Origin of the sequence: Bartonella sp. AA81SXKL (genome assembly GCF_042196945.1) — a bacterium.
Taxonomy (GTDB): Bacteria; Pseudomonadota; Alphaproteobacteria; order Rhizobiales; family Rhizobiaceae; genus Bartonella.
The window spans coordinates 75,787-92,382 of the sequence record NZ_JBHIRH010000002.1 but is presented as its reverse complement, the minus strand read 5'-3'; the positions used below and the strand labels follow the sequence as shown (position 1 = coordinate 92,382).

At 37.2% G+C, this 16,596-nt stretch carries 10 protein-coding genes; 6 read left to right on the top strand and 4 right to left on the bottom strand.

What is annotated here, in order from left to right; genetic code table 11:
* Window positions 1–153: 153 nt before the first annotated feature.
* On the top strand, window positions 154–630 hold the full coding sequence (locus tag ACFINZ_RS01645) for a tRNA (cytidine(34)-2'-O)-methyltransferase (RefSeq protein ID WP_375634307.1): 477 nt from the start codon (window positions 154–156) through the stop codon (window positions 628–630).
* A gap of 485 nt (window positions 631–1,115) precedes the next feature.
* On the opposite strand, the gene ACFINZ_RS01640 is transcribed toward ACFINZ_RS01645, so the two are convergent.
* A complete protein-coding gene (locus ACFINZ_RS01640; protein WP_375684104.1) occupies window positions 1,116–2,369 on the bottom strand; it encodes a CCA tRNA nucleotidyltransferase in 1,254 nt (417 codons plus the stop codon).
* 245 nt (window positions 2,370–2,614) lie between these two features.
* Between ACFINZ_RS01640 and ACFINZ_RS01635 the strand changes: the two genes are divergently transcribed.
* The 5 genes from ACFINZ_RS01635 to ACFINZ_RS01615 all read left to right on the top strand — a co-directional run bounded on the left by ACFINZ_RS01635 (window position 2,615) and on the right by ACFINZ_RS01615 (window position 10,926).
* Window positions 2,615–3,646 (top strand): AAA family ATPase, encoded by a 1,032-nt coding sequence (locus ACFINZ_RS01635; RefSeq protein ID WP_375612988.1) that lies wholly within the window; start codon window positions 2,615–2,617, stop codon window positions 3,644–3,646.
* Entirely contained in the window at window positions 3,647–4,558 is a 912-nt protein-coding gene (locus ACFINZ_RS01630) for a DUF58 domain-containing protein (protein WP_375617591.1), read from the top strand.
* On the top strand, window positions 4,555–7,353 hold the full coding sequence (locus ACFINZ_RS01625) for a DUF4159 domain-containing protein (protein ID WP_375634234.1): 2,799 nt from the start codon (window positions 4,555–4,557) through the stop codon (window positions 7,351–7,353). Before ACFINZ_RS01630 ends, ACFINZ_RS01625 begins: the two co-directional genes overlap by 4 nt.
* Window positions 7,350–9,446 carry a glutamine amidotransferase gene (locus ACFINZ_RS01620; RefSeq protein WP_375634236.1) on the top strand — a complete coding sequence of 699 codons (2,097 nt, stop codon included), beginning with the start codon at window positions 7,350–7,352 and terminating at the stop codon, window positions 9,444–9,446. Before ACFINZ_RS01625 ends, ACFINZ_RS01620 begins: the two co-directional genes overlap by 4 nt.
* A 595-nt stretch (window positions 9,447–10,041) precedes the next feature.
* The gene (locus ACFINZ_RS01615) at window positions 10,042–10,926 is read left to right on the top strand and encodes a metallophosphoesterase family protein (protein WP_375634238.1); all 885 of its coding nucleotides are present in this window, start codon (window positions 10,042–10,044) and stop codon (window positions 10,924–10,926) included.
* 905 nt (window positions 10,927–11,831) lie between these two features.
* Here the strand turns inward: ACFINZ_RS01615 and ACFINZ_RS01610 are convergent.
* From ACFINZ_RS01610 to ACFINZ_RS01600, 3 genes are all read right to left on the bottom strand, one after another.
* Complete coding sequence (locus ACFINZ_RS01610; protein ID WP_375617587.1) at window positions 11,832–11,957, bottom strand: hypothetical protein; 126 nt, start codon at window positions 11,955–11,957, stop codon at window positions 11,832–11,834.
* Window positions 11,958–12,304: 347 nt separating this feature from the next.
* Window positions 12,305–13,129, bottom strand: a complete 825-nt coding sequence (locus ACFINZ_RS01605; RefSeq protein ID WP_375634241.1) for an outer membrane protein — start codon at window positions 13,127–13,129, stop codon at window positions 12,305–12,307.
* Window positions 13,130–13,581: 452 nt separating this feature from the next.
* On the bottom strand, window positions 13,582–16,527 hold the full coding sequence (locus ACFINZ_RS01600) for a bifunctional [glutamine synthetase] adenylyltransferase/[glutamine synthetase]-adenylyl-L-tyrosine phosphorylase (protein ID WP_375634243.1): 2,946 nt from the start codon (window positions 16,525–16,527) through the stop codon (window positions 13,582–13,584).
* Window positions 16,528–16,596: the final 69 nt, after the last annotated feature.

Sequence of the window (16,596 nt, the reverse complement as noted above, 5' to 3'; positions counted from 1 at the left end):
GATCCCAAACAGACCTGTATACATAACTTTTTCCCTGAAATTTAAAGGGAATAAAAATGAACCGTAAAAAACATGTATTTCTCAAAGCATATTTTTCGAATAAATTGTGGTGCTTCTTTACAAAGTCGAAAGAAAAATCATATTACAGAGAACATGACACTTCATATAGCTCTTTTCCAACCTGATATTGCTGGTAATACTGGAACGATTTTACGTCTTAGCGCTTGCTTTGGTTTACATGTGCACATTATTGAACCTGCAGGCTTTAATCTGTCGGATCGTAATCTCAAACGCGCAGGATTGGATTATCTCGAATATGCTTCCTTAGAACGACACATTGATTGGCAACATTTTATAAGCTCCATGAAACACTTTAAACGCCGCCTGTTGCTTTTAAGTACAAAAGCAAAAACATGCTATACGCAGATATGCTATCAAAGAAATGATGTTTTACTTTTTGGTCGTGAAACAGCTGGCGTTCCCGATTATGTTCATGAAGCGGCCGATTACACATTGAAAATTCCCATGCAACCACAGGCACGCTCTCTAAATCTCGCCATGAGCGTAGCCATAACAACAGGAGAAGCATTACGCCAAATTGGTTATCATGAAAGAAACTGTAACCTATAAAAACATAAATTATCACGAAAAACAATAATACAACATATAAAGAACAGTTAGAGCGTATAATGCCTATCATTTTCCAACAATTAAGTGCTGGTAAAATAAACATTTCTTAGTGCCCATCACATCCATTTCATATCACCTCATATCACCACCTATGAATGATTAAATACTCCTCATAGTAAAAATCCAGTGAACATCCCCCTCTTTATGGTCATACAAGGTGCAAACCGCTACCACTATTCTCTTTATTCGTTCTCATTTTCGAGAATCCTTATCTTTGAGATGATTCATAAGAGACATTTTTCCTCTCTGTAATCATTTTTCCTCACTTGTGACGTGTAAGGCAATAACTTTGATTGATGTAATATGAACAGGTTTGAAATAACCTTACAATATTGTGAACTCTTATTTCACATAAATAATGATTATTATAAATTAATATGTTGACTTAAAAAATATAAACAACAGTGAGTTTATAAACAGAAATATTATAAATCAATTTTTTCTAATAGTGCATGACGATCCATTAAAAATCCGCTTTCAATCCATATCATTTCTAGCTCTTTAAGCTTTTTTCCTAAAAGTACACCTTTTGTAAAACCTTTCTTTATTAAATCGTTACCATTAATAGGAAAAGTTGGAATTTGCCATTTTTGGGCAAATTGATAAAGCTTGACATAACCCTCTGCTTTTTGCAAAGCATCACTTTTTTCCAGATGATCAAGATGTGATGCAGCGACAGACAACGATAATTGATCTAAAACTGGCTGTCGTCCATGAAAATAAATCAGTTTTTGCACAAAATGATCAGAACAGTTTTGGTTTATTATTTCTAACTCTGCCCATTCTTTTAATCGCGTTGTTTCCTTAAGAGAAAAACGCAAGCGCTGTGCCATTTCATGAAGACGTATGGGATCAGGAGGAAGAAGGCTTTCTAGCCGTAACAATGGATCAACTTTCCAACTAAGAGCCTGTTCTGTCTTCACCAATGCGTGAATTGCATCAATGCCCCATCGTTCTGTTTCAGGAAAAATGAGTGCCAAAATTCTGCTTTGTCGCATCCATAAAAGAGCACGCGTTGGATCAAACGCCGCAAGAAGCTTTTTCATTTCTGCCCAAATACGTTCAGAAGAAAGTTTTTTTAAACCGTGTTTTAAACGAACACATGCCTTCAATCCTTGCACATCAGGTCGCCCTGCTCCATACCACGCAAAAAAGCGAAAAAACCGTAAAATACGCAAATAATCTTCGCCAATACGATCTTCTGCAACCCCAATAAAACGAACTGTTCGGCTAGCAATATCACTCAAACCTCCCACATCATCATAAAGGTTGCCAGCAGCATCACAATAAAGCGCATTTATCGTAAAATCTCGCCGTTCAGCATCTTTTTTCCAATCACGACCAAATGCCACTTTTGCATGACGACCATCTGTTTCAATATCGCAGCGAAGCGTTGTAACCTCATAAGAACATGAATGAGCAACTACTGTTATTGTACCAAAAGCAATCCCTGTAGGAATAGCTTTAAATCCTGCTTCTTCTACACGTGCAATAACCTGTTGCGGCAAACAGGTTGTTGCAATATCAATATCACTAATAGGCTGCCCTAGCAGTTGATTGCGCACTGCTCCCCCTACAATACGCGCCTCTTCCCCCTCCACAGACAAAACACGAAGAAGTGTTTGGATATCACTTTGTTGTAACCACGCAACCTGTTTGAAGTTCTGTCTTATATTCACCCTTTAACCTTTCAAAAAAGTTGTCTTCATTGCTTTAAAAAACTCTCTTCATAAAACAAATTTTTTAAGACATCCCTTATAAAGCACGTCTATTCTTCCAAAGAAACTTTTCTCTTCTATACGAATATGAAAAAAAACGGCATATGATACTTCATTTCTTCTCATTTTCTGTTACAAACAATAAGATATCCATTATCATGCAGAGAAAATTACCATTTTTGCGACAAACGCCTTAAGGAAGAAATATGAGTCAACATGATCCATCATCCAATTCTATAAAAAAGGTCAATATCAATCATGAAGCTCAAGTCATTATTGATGATATTGATACGGCACACAAAGAATTGGATATTTTACAAAAAGAAATTGACAAAGTTATTTTTGGGCAAAATCAGGTAATCGAATATGCTTTAATCGCTATTTTCGCTGGTGGTCACGCCCTTCTTGTCGGTGCTCCAGGACTTGCAAAAACACGTCTTGTTGAAACATTGGGAACAGTCTTAGGGCTTGATGAAAAACGCATCCAATTCACTCCTGACTTAATGCCATCGGATATTATTGGTTCTGAAATTATGGATTCCGATAAAGACGGTAAACGTTCTTTTCGATACATTCAAGGTCCTATTTTTACGCAACTTCTCATGGCCGATGAAATCAATCGTGCTTCCCCACGGACACAGTCAGCCCTTTTACAAGCTATGCAAGAATATCATGTTACTGTTGCAGGTAACCGTTATGATTTGCCACAACCTTTTCATGTTCTTGCAACGCAAAATCCTCTCGAACAAGAAGGGACCTATCCACTTCCTGAAGCACAACTGGATCGCTTTTTGATGCAAATCGATATTGACTATCCTGACCTCACAACAGAGCGACGGATTATTTTAGAAACAACAAAAGAAAAAAAATCAAATGCAAAACCAATTTTATCCGGCAAAAAATTGCAAAAAATTCAAAATATCGTTCGCAAAATGCCTCTTTCAGAAAGTGTGATCGAAGCTATTTTAAAAATTGTCCGCTCATCTCGCCCTCATAAAGACAATAGCCTTGCTAATACTTATGTTTCTTGGGGACCTGGTCCACGGGCATCACAAGCCCTTTCACTTTGTGTTCGCGCCCGTGCTCTTTATTATGGACGCTTAGCTCCTTCACTTGATGATGTTGAAGCATTGGCCTATCCCGTATTACAACACCGCATGGCTCTTAATTTTTCTGCCCGTGCTGAAGATATAACCGTAAAAGATATTATCAATAACCTTGTGAAAGATGCTCTTTGAATGGCTCTTGGCAAAAAAGTTTTACAAAAGCCTCCATTGTCGCTGGCAAATGAACTGCATAAGGATACTGGCAAAATGCCATATTTCCTTTTACAAGCGCGTCATATCGCTAATACATTGATCACCGGGTGGCATAGACAACGTAAAAGCGGTAATGGGGAAAACTTTTGGCAATTTCGTCCCTATATGGAAGGAGAATCCATTACCCGCATTGATTGGCGTCGCTCAGCGCGTGATGAAAATACGTATCTCCGTGAACACGAATGGCAAACGACACAAACCGTTTGGCTTTGTCCTGATCAGAGCGCATCAATGCATTACTGTTCGCGCTTTTCTAAAATCTCTAAAGGTAATCATGCCACTATTCTTACCCTTACCTTGGCATCCCTTCTTGCACGCAGTGGCGAACATATTGCTATTCCCAACTTAATGTCCCCCACAATGACATCCAATGTCGTAGAACGAATAGCCTTTGCTTTAGAAAATCATTCAGATGAAAATTTATTTCCGGATTTTTCAACGATTACACGCTTTTCACATGTCATTATAATGAGTGATTTTCTCGACTATCCTGAAAAAATCATCCAACATTTAACCGTTTTAACTACAAAACAGGTGACAGCTCATTTAATTGAAATTTCTGATCCCGCAGAAGAAAGCTTTCCCTACACAGGTCACACAGAATTTTTGGATCCTGAAACGAAAGAGAAACATGTTTCCACTAAAGCAGAAGATCTTCGTAAGAACTATTGTAAACTATATCACGCAAGGCGACAAGAATTGGTAAATTTTTGCGCACGCCAAGGATGGTCTTATCACGTTAGTACAACAGATCAACCTTTAACAGAGACCATTTTTCATCTTGCAAATACAATGAGCGACTCTCCATTGCAAAAAAGGAGGGCACTTTGAGTTTTGCTGCTCCCTTTCTGTTACTAGGGCTTTTGTTCCTACCGGTCATTTGGTGGCTGTTGCGGATAACTCCTCCATCTCCGCGTAAAGAGCTTTTTCCTCCTTTTCGCTTCTTACCCAAACCAACTCATCAACAAGAAACAGCAAAACATACACCTTGGTGGTTGCTCTTGTTGCGTTTAACCATAGCGGCACTTGTTATCATAGCTCTAGCACGCCCCACTTGGAATCAAAAACCAATAAGCTTTTCCGGGTCTCAACCCCTTGCACTCATTATTGATAATGGTTGGGTTTCTGTAAAAGAATGGAAACAGCGCATCTCTATCGCTGAAATGCTCCTTGCACAGGCAGAAAAACAGCAAAAAAATATTTATCTTGTTGCAACGGCTGAAAATAATATCTCCAATATAGAGCCCCAACCAGCCAAGATTATAAAACAGCATTTAATGCATTTGCAACCGCGTCCTTGGCCTGTCAACCGCGTGCATGCCTTCAAAAAACTCAGCAAAATAACCAAAGGAAAACCTCTTGATATTGCTTATTTAAGTGATGGATTACAAACAAATGAAGATGAGCAAGCTTTTGCTCTTCTTGAAGAATTAAAACCTAGAAACTTCTTGTGGTATTTGACTGATATTTCCGATTTAACCGGCATAACATCCATAGAAAATAACAATGGAAACATGGGCGCGCGTATTATCCGCTCAACAACACACAGTAACACTCCCGCTATACTCAGCCTTTACGATTCAAATAATCAACTTCTCGGACAATTTACGAACAATTTCTCTGAAGGAGAAACAACAGCACTTGTTCCTTTTAATGTACCACTTGAACTACGCAATGATATCGCTTGGATAAAAATAAACAATCAAAACCATGCTGCTGCAACCTTCTTGGTAGACAGCCATAACAGGATAAGCCGTGTTGCTCTTCTCTCACCCGATACCAATGAAATGGCACAGCCTTTACTTGCTCCATTTTATTACATTATCAAAGCCTTACAAGGTCATACACAGCTTATAACAGCCGGTGGAAGAGAACTTTCAACGGATATTGATCATTTGCTTAAACAAAATCCATCTGTTTTGATTATGGGTGACATTGTTAACATACCCCCAAAAGCAGAAAAAAAACTTTCTGATTTTGTGAATAAAGGGGGAACACTCATCCGCTTTGCAGGAGAAAAACTCAGTAGCGCAGAACATTACGATAACCTTCTTCCGATACCACTACGCCCAGGTCAACGTTCCCTTGGAAGTATTATGTCTTGGACAAAACCACAAAAGCTTGCCCCTTTTGCAAAAAATAGCTTTTTCTTTGGTCTTCCCTTTCCAGGAGATGTTACTGTCTCGCGCCAAATCCTCGCAGAACCAACCCCAGATCTTTTTGAAAAAACGTGGCTTAGCCTTTCGGATGGAACTCCTCTTATTACCGCAGCAAAACGTGGTAAAGGAACCCTCATTCTCATTCATGTTGCTCCTGACCCAACATGGTCTAACCTTCCTCTTTCTGGCTTTTTTGCACAAATGCTGCAAAAATTAATCACATTAGGTTCTAACGAAAACACAAACCTAACACACAGAGAAAAAAGAACAGTGGTACAAAACCCTTGGCGAACTATAGCCGTTGACGGACAATTACAAGTACCACCCTCTGATGTTGTTCCTTTGATCTTTGACTCTCAAAATCCACCCCATCCTTCCTACCATACTCCCCCAGGACTTTATGGTGTCAAAAACGATTTTTATGCACTCAATCTCTTAACTCATTCGTCGCACTTGATGAAACAATCATCATTGCCAACTTCTCTTAATAAAAAACCTTTATCTTACGATACAAAAGAAAAAAATCTTATCGGCCCACTTTTAGGATTAGCCATCTTATTATTCGCCTTTGACAATTTTCTCATTTTATGGATAGGAGATATTTTTTCTTTCATGAAACGGCGTAATATGTTTCTCCTCCCCTTTATAAGTCTTATTGCCTTGTTTTCATATGATCCAACTCTTCATGCACAAACGAAAGAAAATCAATATGATAGTGTACAAGCTGCTGGTGCAACACATCTTGCCTATGTTATAACCAATAATCATGAAATTGATACAACGAGTAAAAGTGGTCTAGAAGCATTAAGTCAATTTATCGCAGAGCGCACAATGCTTACCCTCGGCTCTGTTACAGCACTTGATCTCGATAAAGATGAACTCTCTTTTTATCCTCTTATTTACTGGCCAATTGATGTTAAGAGTCCTATACCAACCCCCAAAAGCCTTGAAAAAATAAATAACTTTATGAAACATGGGGGAACAATTTTATTTGACACGCGCGATCAGATAAAGAGCAATCTTAATCTTGAAGGAGATGCTACTCCAGAAACGCAAAGATTACGAGATATCTTAAAAGAGTTAAATATTCCATCCATTGAGCCAGCATCAACGGATCATGTTGTTGCACGTTCTTTTTATATTATGCCAGATTTTCCTGGTCTCTACCGTGGTTCACCTTTATGGATTGAATCCTCATCAACAAACAAAAAAAATAAAAATTCCCTTGCCAGCGGCGATAATGTAAGTTCTCTTCTCATTACTGCCAATAACTTTGCTGGTGCTTGGGCACTCGATAAAAAAGGGTCATGGAAATATCCCCTTGTTCCCAATGATCCAATGCAACGTCTATGGGCATTTCGTGCAGGTTTAAATATTGTCCTTTATGTTCTTACAGGAAACTATAAAGCGGATCAAGTTCATGTTCCAGCACTCTTGGAACGCTTTAAAAGAGAAAGAAGGCAATGATATCATTTTTCACTTTTCAGCCTTTTTTACCACTCATTTGGATTCTGTTCTTAAGTGGAATATCGATTCTTTTTGTCGTTGTTGGTCTTGTTACGCAACGGCAAGGTTCTTTATTTCGTCTGATGGCATTAAGCGCCCTCATCCTTGCTTTGCTCAATCCAATGATCATAAAAGAACAGCGTGAACCACTGAAAAGCACAGTAGGAATTGTTATTGACCGCAGCAAAAGCCAAACATTTGGAACACGTACAAACGACAGTGATGAAGCGCGCGCGCAATTAACTCAAGCATTGGCGCATTATCCACAATTTGAACCACGCTTTATTGAAGCTGGAAAACTTGCTGATAATCAGTATGCGCCCTCAACGAATTTGTTTGAGGCTTTAACACAAGCAGTATCTGATGTACCGCTCTCTCGTTATGCAGGAACCATTTTTATCACCGATGGACAAGTGCATGACATTCCTGACCTATCAGACCTTCATCATGAAGCACCTCTCAATGCCCTGATTACAGGGCACTCAGATGAATTTGATCGCCAAATCAAGTTTATTTCTCCTCCACGCTTTGCCCTTGTCAACAAACCACAAACGCTCTCCATTTTGGTAGAAGATAAAGGCCCCGCCAAAAAAACAATACCACAGAAAGCAAATATTACACTAAGCGTCAATGGACAAGACATTGGCCATTATTCTGTGACTCCTGGCGTGATTTTTCAAACTGAAATTAGCCTTCCTCATGCTGAAAAAAATATTATCCAAGTTATAACTGATCCACACAAAGGTGAACTAAGCTTTAAAAACAACCGCGCCATAACAATTATTGAAGGAATCAGAGAAAATTTACGCGTTCTTCTTATTTCAGGTGCTCCTTATAATGGAGAACGGACATGGCGAGACCTTTTGAAAGGTGACTCTAATATTGATCTTGTTCACTTTACTATTTTGCGTCCCCCCACCAAAGCAGATAATACGCCCTCAAGCCAATTATCCTTAGTGGTCTTTCCCACAAGAAAACTCTTTGTTGAAGAAATTAATAACTTTGATCTCATCATCCTTGATGGCTACCAGCACTCTACTGTTCTCCCCTTAATCTACTATGATTATATCGCCCAATATGTACAAAAGGGTGGTGCATTGCTGATGGTAACAGGACCTGAATTTACCCAAAAAAACTCACTTGCGAAAACACCTTTAATAAGCATTTTACCGGCATTGCCCAATGGAACTATTATTGAAAAACCTTTTCGCCCCACATTAACCAAAGAAGGTGAGCGCCATCCTGTCACAAGGGGTCTTGCAACACTTAACCTTCCCGCTTCTCAATGGGGGCAGTGGTTGCGACAAATTGCTATTCAAAACATAAATAACGGAATCGCCCTCATGAAAGGAGCCGATGAACAACCACTTTTACTTCTCTCGCATGTTGATAAAGGACGTGTAGGCATGTTGCTCTCTGATGAAAGTTGGCTTTGGGCACGAGGTTTCGAAGGCGGTGGTCCTTATGCTGCTCTTTATCGTCGTATTGCCCATTGGCTCATGAAAGAACCAGAACTTGAGGAAGAAAAATTAAGTGCGACCAGCAGCCATCATCATTTAACAATTCGCCGCCAAACTCTAAAAGACCATCCAGAACCCGCTGAAATAATCTTTCCCTCTGGAAAAAAAGAAAATATTACTCTGACCAAAGAGCAAGAAGGCCTTTTTACTGCAACTGTGACCACTGATGAGACAGGAATTTTTACCATTAAAAATGGCGGTTTAACAATACTTTCTTCTGTAGGGATGCTCGATAATCTTGAGTTGTTTGACTTGATTTCAACACAAGAAAAACTAGCCCCCATTATTAAGCACACTGGTGGCTACATCGGACGTTTACACCCTGAAGGAAAAGAAAACATTCATCTTCCTCCATTTAAGCTGATTCAATCAAAAACAAGTCCGTCCTCTTCCCCAGCACATTCAATTGTTCTGAAAGAAGCAACAGAAACCCGTTTAATCAATACCTTTTATTTTTCGATATTTTCTGGTTTTTTTGCACTGCTTGCTTACCTTTTACTGTTGAGCAGCATGTGGTATTATGAAGGCCGTTAAAAAGTCTGAGATTTCGTATAATAGTTTTAAAATTCAGCTTATCTTTTTACGTATCTACTTGTCTTTTGTAATTAGATAACGTATTGATTTATAATTAAAAATACAGTGGAATTCTCCTTATTTCTAATATCCTCATATTAAAACAATAAAAAACATTCTCTTGCGTATTATTAGAAGAGATGCTGTATGGATAGAAACCATTGAAGAAAAGAGTGAAATACCTCTTATGAATCCTCTTAAAGCAAAGCAAGGATTTTCATAAAATTGGGGGAAAATAGTATGATGTTTTTTATTTGCACCTTGTATAAGTGTAGAGATGGTAGTGTACAGTAAGCCCTATATAGTTCACAGAAGCTTTCCATTATAATATCGAGTACCGTCGTGAAGTTAGCTCAAACGCATTGAGAAATGTTTTTTTACAAATATGTGAATCTACAACACAATGATATTTTATTAGGGATATTCTATTTGGAACATTCCGCTTGAGACGTTCTTTTTTGCAAGCTAATTTTCATTTTACAATCTTTCTTGCCTTTAAGCACTAACTTATCTTATGTTTATTCTTTAAATCGTTTTTAATCCTCTACGAGCTTTTATGTTTTATCTTGCCCATATATCGGATGTACATCTTTCCCCTCTCCCGCAACCTTCCCTTTTTGAACTTTCTGGGAAGCGTCTTACCGGTTATCTGAACTGGCAAAAAAAACGTAAGAGTCAGATGGCAACAGATGTCCTAGAAACTGTAATAGATGCCTTGAACAAAAAAAAACCTGATCACCTTGTGATCTCTGGTGATCTTGTAAATCTTGCTCTCGATAAAGAATTTGTACAAGCTCATCGTTGGCTACTTAACCTAGGAAAACCTCAAGATATTTCTTTAACATTTGGAAATCACGATGCCTATGTCCGCGGCGCTTTACAAAAAGCATGCACTCTTTTTAAACCTTGGATTACAGGTGACATCCCTCAAAAAAGCGTCTTTCCTTATATGCGCATTCGCAAAGATGTTGCCATCATAGCAGCTTCTTCAGCCATTGCGACATTGCCTTTTCAAGCTTCTGGCTATTTTGGTAAAATGCAAGCGCAAACTTTACCGCTCTTTTTAAAGGAAGCAGCACAGCGCAACCTTTTTCGTGTCGTCATGATTCACCACCCCCCCTTTCCAAAGGCAACGTCTTGGCATAAAAAACTACGGGATATAAAACGTTTTCTAGACGTTATCAAATATCACGGTTGTGAGCTTATTCTTCACGGACATACTCATTTACCCACATTGAATTACATTGAAGGACCAATTAAAAAAATTCCTATTGTTGGTGTTCCTTCCGCATCACAAGCTTTTGGTGATAAAAAACCACCCGCAGGCTTTAATTTATTTTCCATTGAACGCTTACAAAATCAATGGCATTGCCAATTACAACGTTATAGCATTATCAATCTTCAAAACGAGATTGCATGTACTGAAACAATTAATCTTTAAACACCTTCATAGTTGCCAAAACAACAAAAAACGAAAATATTTTTATTTCATATTCCTTTGAAAATCATAATTCTTATTTCCCTTTTTCTCCTTAAAAGACAAAGTTTCACCTTCTCTGTCAATAGATCAATTTTTCTCAGACAGTTCCATCTGCTGCCCCACTTATGTGACTAGCTTTTTACAAACTTATCGGTTTTCTTCCTTCCCGCCCTAAAGAACGAAAATTCTACCACATCTGATTTATAAATAATCCGGATTCTTGTCTCACGGGTTCCAGCTGCTAATTGCGCATGTGATTTACTTCACAAAGCTCTACACATAAACCCTGCTTTGAATTTCATCATACACTCCTCCAAAAGCATCTAATGCGTAAAATCCTTATATTATTACAATGATGATATTTTATAGAATAATAGAGAAGCTCATTCAGCGTCTATACCTGAAAATCAATGCCTAAAAAAGCCAAATAATAACTAAAGTATATAATTTCAATAACCCAACCTACTTGTGATTCATAAACAAATGATGTTGATTGATTTATCGTAAATAGATTTGAAATGATCCATTACTATTTCACTCGACATTTATTATCGTACATTAAAAAAGTTATAAAAAATAGTAGATTATATTTCGATAACAGACATAGGTAATAATGTTTTTTATGTCTCAATAAATTCCTAATTTTCTCTCTATTTTTTCCTATAAATCACTTTATAATACTCTTTATAATTATTTTATTATTGAGTTACATTGCGGATGTAATTTTACGTGCTTTAGAATTTTTTTGCGATCTTTTTGTTATTAAATAAAATATTTTACGATACCGCAAAACAGAAAAGTTGATTGTATGAGAGATCTTTCAAATAAAATAAAATGCCATTAGCTTGCCAATTCACATGTTGGTTTTAAAAAGCATCTTTTAAAGCACCAAAACCCATTTCCCGACGGCACCTATGAATGATGTAATGATAAGTCCATTTAGCAACACCATCTTCACGTTTATGGAAAAGCAAGCTAGTATCAAATCTCATACTTTGCCACCCCCTAATGTAGCAACAGCCTTTAGCACTTAAGATAGTTCATAAGAAGCATTTTTATTCTTTCTTTAATGTTTTTTATCTCACAACTCCCCCTCTTTTTGACGTGCAAAAGACATGGTTTTGATTGGTTCAATATAGTATAGGTTTAAAATGAGAAAATCTTATGACACTCGGGTCTCTCACTCAACATGACAAAAAGTAATTTATATTTATAAATCAAAGTATTGTTCGAATAAAATAGTAGCCCTTTTGAGTAAAGGATATTTACTAGAACATACCTGAAAAATAAAAGCCTCATTCGAAAATGAGACTTTTGAAGTGTTTTATTCTGCAAAAAATTAAAATTTATAAGCTACACCCACGCGGAAATCATTTGTTTTGTAGCCCATTTCAAATTTATCCTGTATGAACTTCTTTTTGCCAAAATCTGAATAACGATATTCTGCACGCACAATGACATTATCAGTCATTGCAAAATCAATACCACCTCCAAGGGTATAACCAATCATGGTCTTTTTTTCATCATGCAACCAATCAGAAAAATCAACTTCTCCATTTTTGCTATCAGCTACTGCCGCAAAAATATTCTGAAGCTGCGTATAAGCAATCCCTCCGGAAATATAAGGCATCATACGCTCAATCGCAAAACCAACTCTCACCCGTGTAGCACCAGCCCATTTTTGTTTTAAAGTATGACGTACAGCTTTAATACGCCTTGTTGAATCATTCTCCTGCAAATCTCTTGTTAGACTTGTTTCTTCTATAGGTTTTGGTGTTTCTTCAGTTGGACTTTTTTTCGGTAGATTGACATCTTTAGAATCCTTTTTACCAGACCACATAATATCTGTATCAACACCTATAATAAAACTATTATCGATATCAATATTGGAACCCGCATAAACTCCCCCGATAAAACCAGAAAGTTTAGGTAAATTCTCCTTTCCAATTGGATTCCATATCCCTGTCTCATGTTTTAAATAACTTGCAGTTGTTTTACCTGAAAAGTTACCAATCTGTCCTCCAAGATAAAATCCTGTCCAAGACAAAGCAGGCGCTGGAATAACAGGAACAGGTTGTTCAGGAATAACGATATCCGACGCCTGTACTACAGAAATTGAAATTAAAGAAAATAGAGATGTTGAGGCTAAATACTTTGTAATCATAATTGCTCCCCTAAAAGCTAATGTGATACATAAATAATGGTAAATCGTTTCACAATTTTTTGAAAAAATCTATAGCAAAAATGACACAGTTAAAAAATTAAAATTAGTTTTAAATAAAGCTTAAATATTATTTATAATTTCCAGAAACTATTAATCTATAGCAGCTTTTATAGCTTCATATTGATCATCATTATATTCAATAATATAAATAATTATAATGTCAATTTTTTGAAAAAATGAGATAACGCTCATAAAAAATATGATTCACTAAATTAATCACTCATCGTTTTTTGTATAAAGAATGATACCTAGAATGGAGAATTTTTTCATCACACTTGAAAAACCAGTAGAGAACTTCACTCTAACCATCTCAAGCGTCTATGAAATGAAAGACAAAAAATTAATATATAAAAATGGAATTAATAATTTTTATTTATTCTTATAGAATTATTTTAATGTTTCATGATTTTTGAAAAAACTGAACAGACCAATTGCCCAGTTTCTGCAATTAATTTTTCAACACGAAGCAAATCAGGTTCCCCAACACTATTCAACAAAAGGTCACTTAATCCAGGTGGCATATCATTGGGATCAAGAGAATCATTTAAGCAAAGCCGTATAATTTGACTCAAATTTGTATAAAGACGATAGGCATAATGTAAATCAGCAATACATGACTGATTAAGAAAACTGTTTGGTAAGTGATCTAAAATATCCGCTGTCGTCGCTCCAATTTGAAACTCAATGACATGCGTAATAAGAGAAAATTGAGCAATAAACTCCAAATCCATAATGCCACCAGACATCGTTTTTAAATCCCATTGATTTTTTGGCGGCTTTTCTTTTGCAATCAAGGCACGCATTTCACATACTTCTTTTGCAACTTCCTTCTTATCACGAGAAATAGCAATAATTGCACACACTTCATTTTCTAGCTTTTGTAAAAAATCAGGGTCTCCTGCAATGCCTCGAGCCCTTGTTAAAGCAAGATATTCCCATATCCATGCTTCTTGGCGGTAATACTTTTTAAAAAATGGAAAAGAAACAGCAATAGGTCCTTTATTGCCTAATGGCCGTAACCTTAAATCAACGACATAAAGAATACCTTGGCTTGTAAGAGTGGATAAAGCAGAAACGAGGCGCTGTGCTAAACGCGTATAATATTGAGAGATATAAAGAGGCTTTTCTCCATCAGATATTTCTGCATCATTATCGTGTTCATAAAGCAAAACAAGGTCAACATCGGAATCTGCTGTTAATTCGCGACTTCCAAGCTTCCCCATACCCAATATGCCAACACGCCCCCCTTTAATACGACCATGAAGACGAGAAAATTCCTCTTGAACGGTAGCAAATGTTTTTGTAATCATAAGATCAGCAAGCGCAGTAAAAGCAAAACCCGCTCTTTCTCCTGTAATTGTACCGTTTAAAATTCGAATACCAATCAAAAAACGTTGTTCATCTGCAAAAATCCTTAAATGGTCAAGAATTTTCTCATAAGAAAGAACATTTTCAAGAAAATATTCAAGCCGTTTTTCTAAGTACGTTTTGGTCGGTAATTCTGAAAGAATATTCGGATCTAACATTCCATCAAAAACATGGGACCTGCGTGCAATAATTTCTGCAAGACGTGGAGCAGCCCCCATAATAAGGACAAGCATATCCAAAAGAGAAGGATTAGACTGCAAAAGACTAAAAAGCTGAATTCCTGAAGGTAAGCCCTGTAAAAAACCATCAAAACGCAACATCGCCTCATCAGCTCGTTTTGTCCCACCAAAAGCTTTCAAAAGAGCTGGTGTTAATTCCGTTAATCTCTCGCGTGCTTCGGCTGATTGCGTTGCTTTATAACGACCAAAATGGAGCGTGCGCATAATACGACAAATATCACTTGCTCTTTCGAAACCTAAACGGCTTAACGTTATTAATGTCTCTGGATCATCTTCTTCACCTGTAAAAACTAAATTACCAATTTCTAAACCAAGTTCTTGCTCATTCTCAAAAAGTGCAGCATAATGTTTTTCAACAACCTGAAGTGTTTTTAATAAATCACGGATAAAACTGTTACTGTCTTGATAACCCATTAAATAGGCAACACTCGTGAATTGAGCAGTATCATTTGGAAGAAGATGTGTTTGTTCATCGAAAAGCATTTGAATACGATGTTCTACATTTCGAAGAATAGCATAACTTTTTATAAGGCTATTTCTCGTTTTCTCACTGATCCAACCAAGCGTGTGAAGTTCTGCTAACATTGCAACTGTCTGACGTCCACGTAATTGAGGAAAACGTCCACCAGCAATGAGCTGCTGTGTCTGAACAAAAAACTCAATCTCACGAATACCACCACGACCTAACTTTATATTATGCCCATAAGCTGCAATTTGACCATAATTTTTATGCGCATGAATTTGACGTTTGATCGAATGAATATCAGCAATAGCAGCGTAATCTAAATATTTCCGCCACACATAGGGAAAAAGCTCTTTGAGAAAGTTAAAACCTGCCCTCTTATCACCAGCAACTGGACGTGCTTTAATCATGGCTGCTCGTTCCCAATTTTGCCCACGCCCTTCGTAATAACGCAATGCAGTCCTTACTGGTAAGGCCAAAGGGGTTGATCCTGGATCTGGACGAAGACGAAAATCAAGACGAAAAACATATCCTTCCGCAGTGCGTTCTTGAATGATACGGATTAATCGGCGTACCATTTTAGAAAATATGTCAACACTTTCAGAAAGATTACCAATATGAGGTGATGTTTCATCAATGAAAACAATAAGATCAATATCAGAAGAATAATTAAGTTCCCCTGCTCCTAACTTTCCCATCCCTAAAATAATTAAACCACAGTCTTTTTCTGGATTCTCACGGCTTAATAAATTGATCTTACCATGATCATGCGCTTCTCTTAATAGAAAACGTAGTGCTACACTTAATGCTGCTTCGCCCAAACGTGTCAACCAAGCACATGAAACTTCGTAAGTAAAAACACCACCCAAATCAGCTAAAGCAATAAGAACATGCGCTTCTCGTTTTTTGCGCCTTAAAGCAGCCATCAATGAAGTTTCATTTATAGCTTCATCCTTATCAATAGCTGTAATATCATCTATAATTTCGCTCAGCCTTGTTTCTATATCAACATTTAATAAAGCACTAAGATATGATGGGTTGGCAATTAAAACCTCACGCAAAAAAGGAGATAAGGTCATAACCGAACTGATAAAATCAATCTGCGTTCCACTCTCTGAAATGATGGAAACAAGCGATTCTAAACCTTCTTTCCTTGCTTGTTCTTCCATGTCTTTTAACCATTGGGAACCACTTTTATCGAGAGGACATAAAGGGAGAAGCTGTGTTTTAAAAAAAGCTTGTTTCGTCTGCGCTCCCTTGAAAAGCATTTTTCTTTCCTTTCTATTGCTTTATACTTTTAAAATAGTTGTTACGTATGAAAAGAGAAAAGTGAAGAA

Bases quoted from the DNA above. Each gene is read 5' to 3' on its own strand.
- ACFINZ_RS01600 (WP_375634243.1), bottom strand. From the start codon at position 16,527: ATGCTTTTCAAGGGAGCGCAGACGAAACAAGCTTTTTTTAAAACACAG.
- ACFINZ_RS01635 (WP_375612988.1), top strand. From the start codon at position 2,615: ATGAGTCAACATGATCCATCATCCAATTCTATAAAAAAGGTCAATATC.
- ACFINZ_RS01615 (WP_375634238.1), top strand. From the start codon at position 10,042: ATGTTTTATCTTGCCCATATATCGGATGTACATCTTTCCCCTCTCCCG.
- ACFINZ_RS01610 (WP_375617587.1), bottom strand. From the start codon at position 11,957: ATGAGATTTGATACTAGCTTGCTTTTCCATAAACGTGAAGATGGTGTT.
- ACFINZ_RS01620 (WP_375634236.1), top strand. From the start codon at position 7,350: ATGATATCATTTTTCACTTTTCAGCCTTTTTTACCACTCATTTGGATT.
- ACFINZ_RS01645 (WP_375634307.1), top strand. From the start codon at position 154: ATGACACTTCATATAGCTCTTTTCCAACCTGATATTGCTGGTAATACT.
- ACFINZ_RS01605 (WP_375634241.1), bottom strand. From the start codon at position 13,129: ATGATTACAAAGTATTTAGCCTCAACATCTCTATTTTCTTTAATTTCA.
- ACFINZ_RS01630 (WP_375617591.1), top strand. From the start codon at position 3,647: ATGGCTCTTGGCAAAAAAGTTTTACAAAAGCCTCCATTGTCGCTGGCA.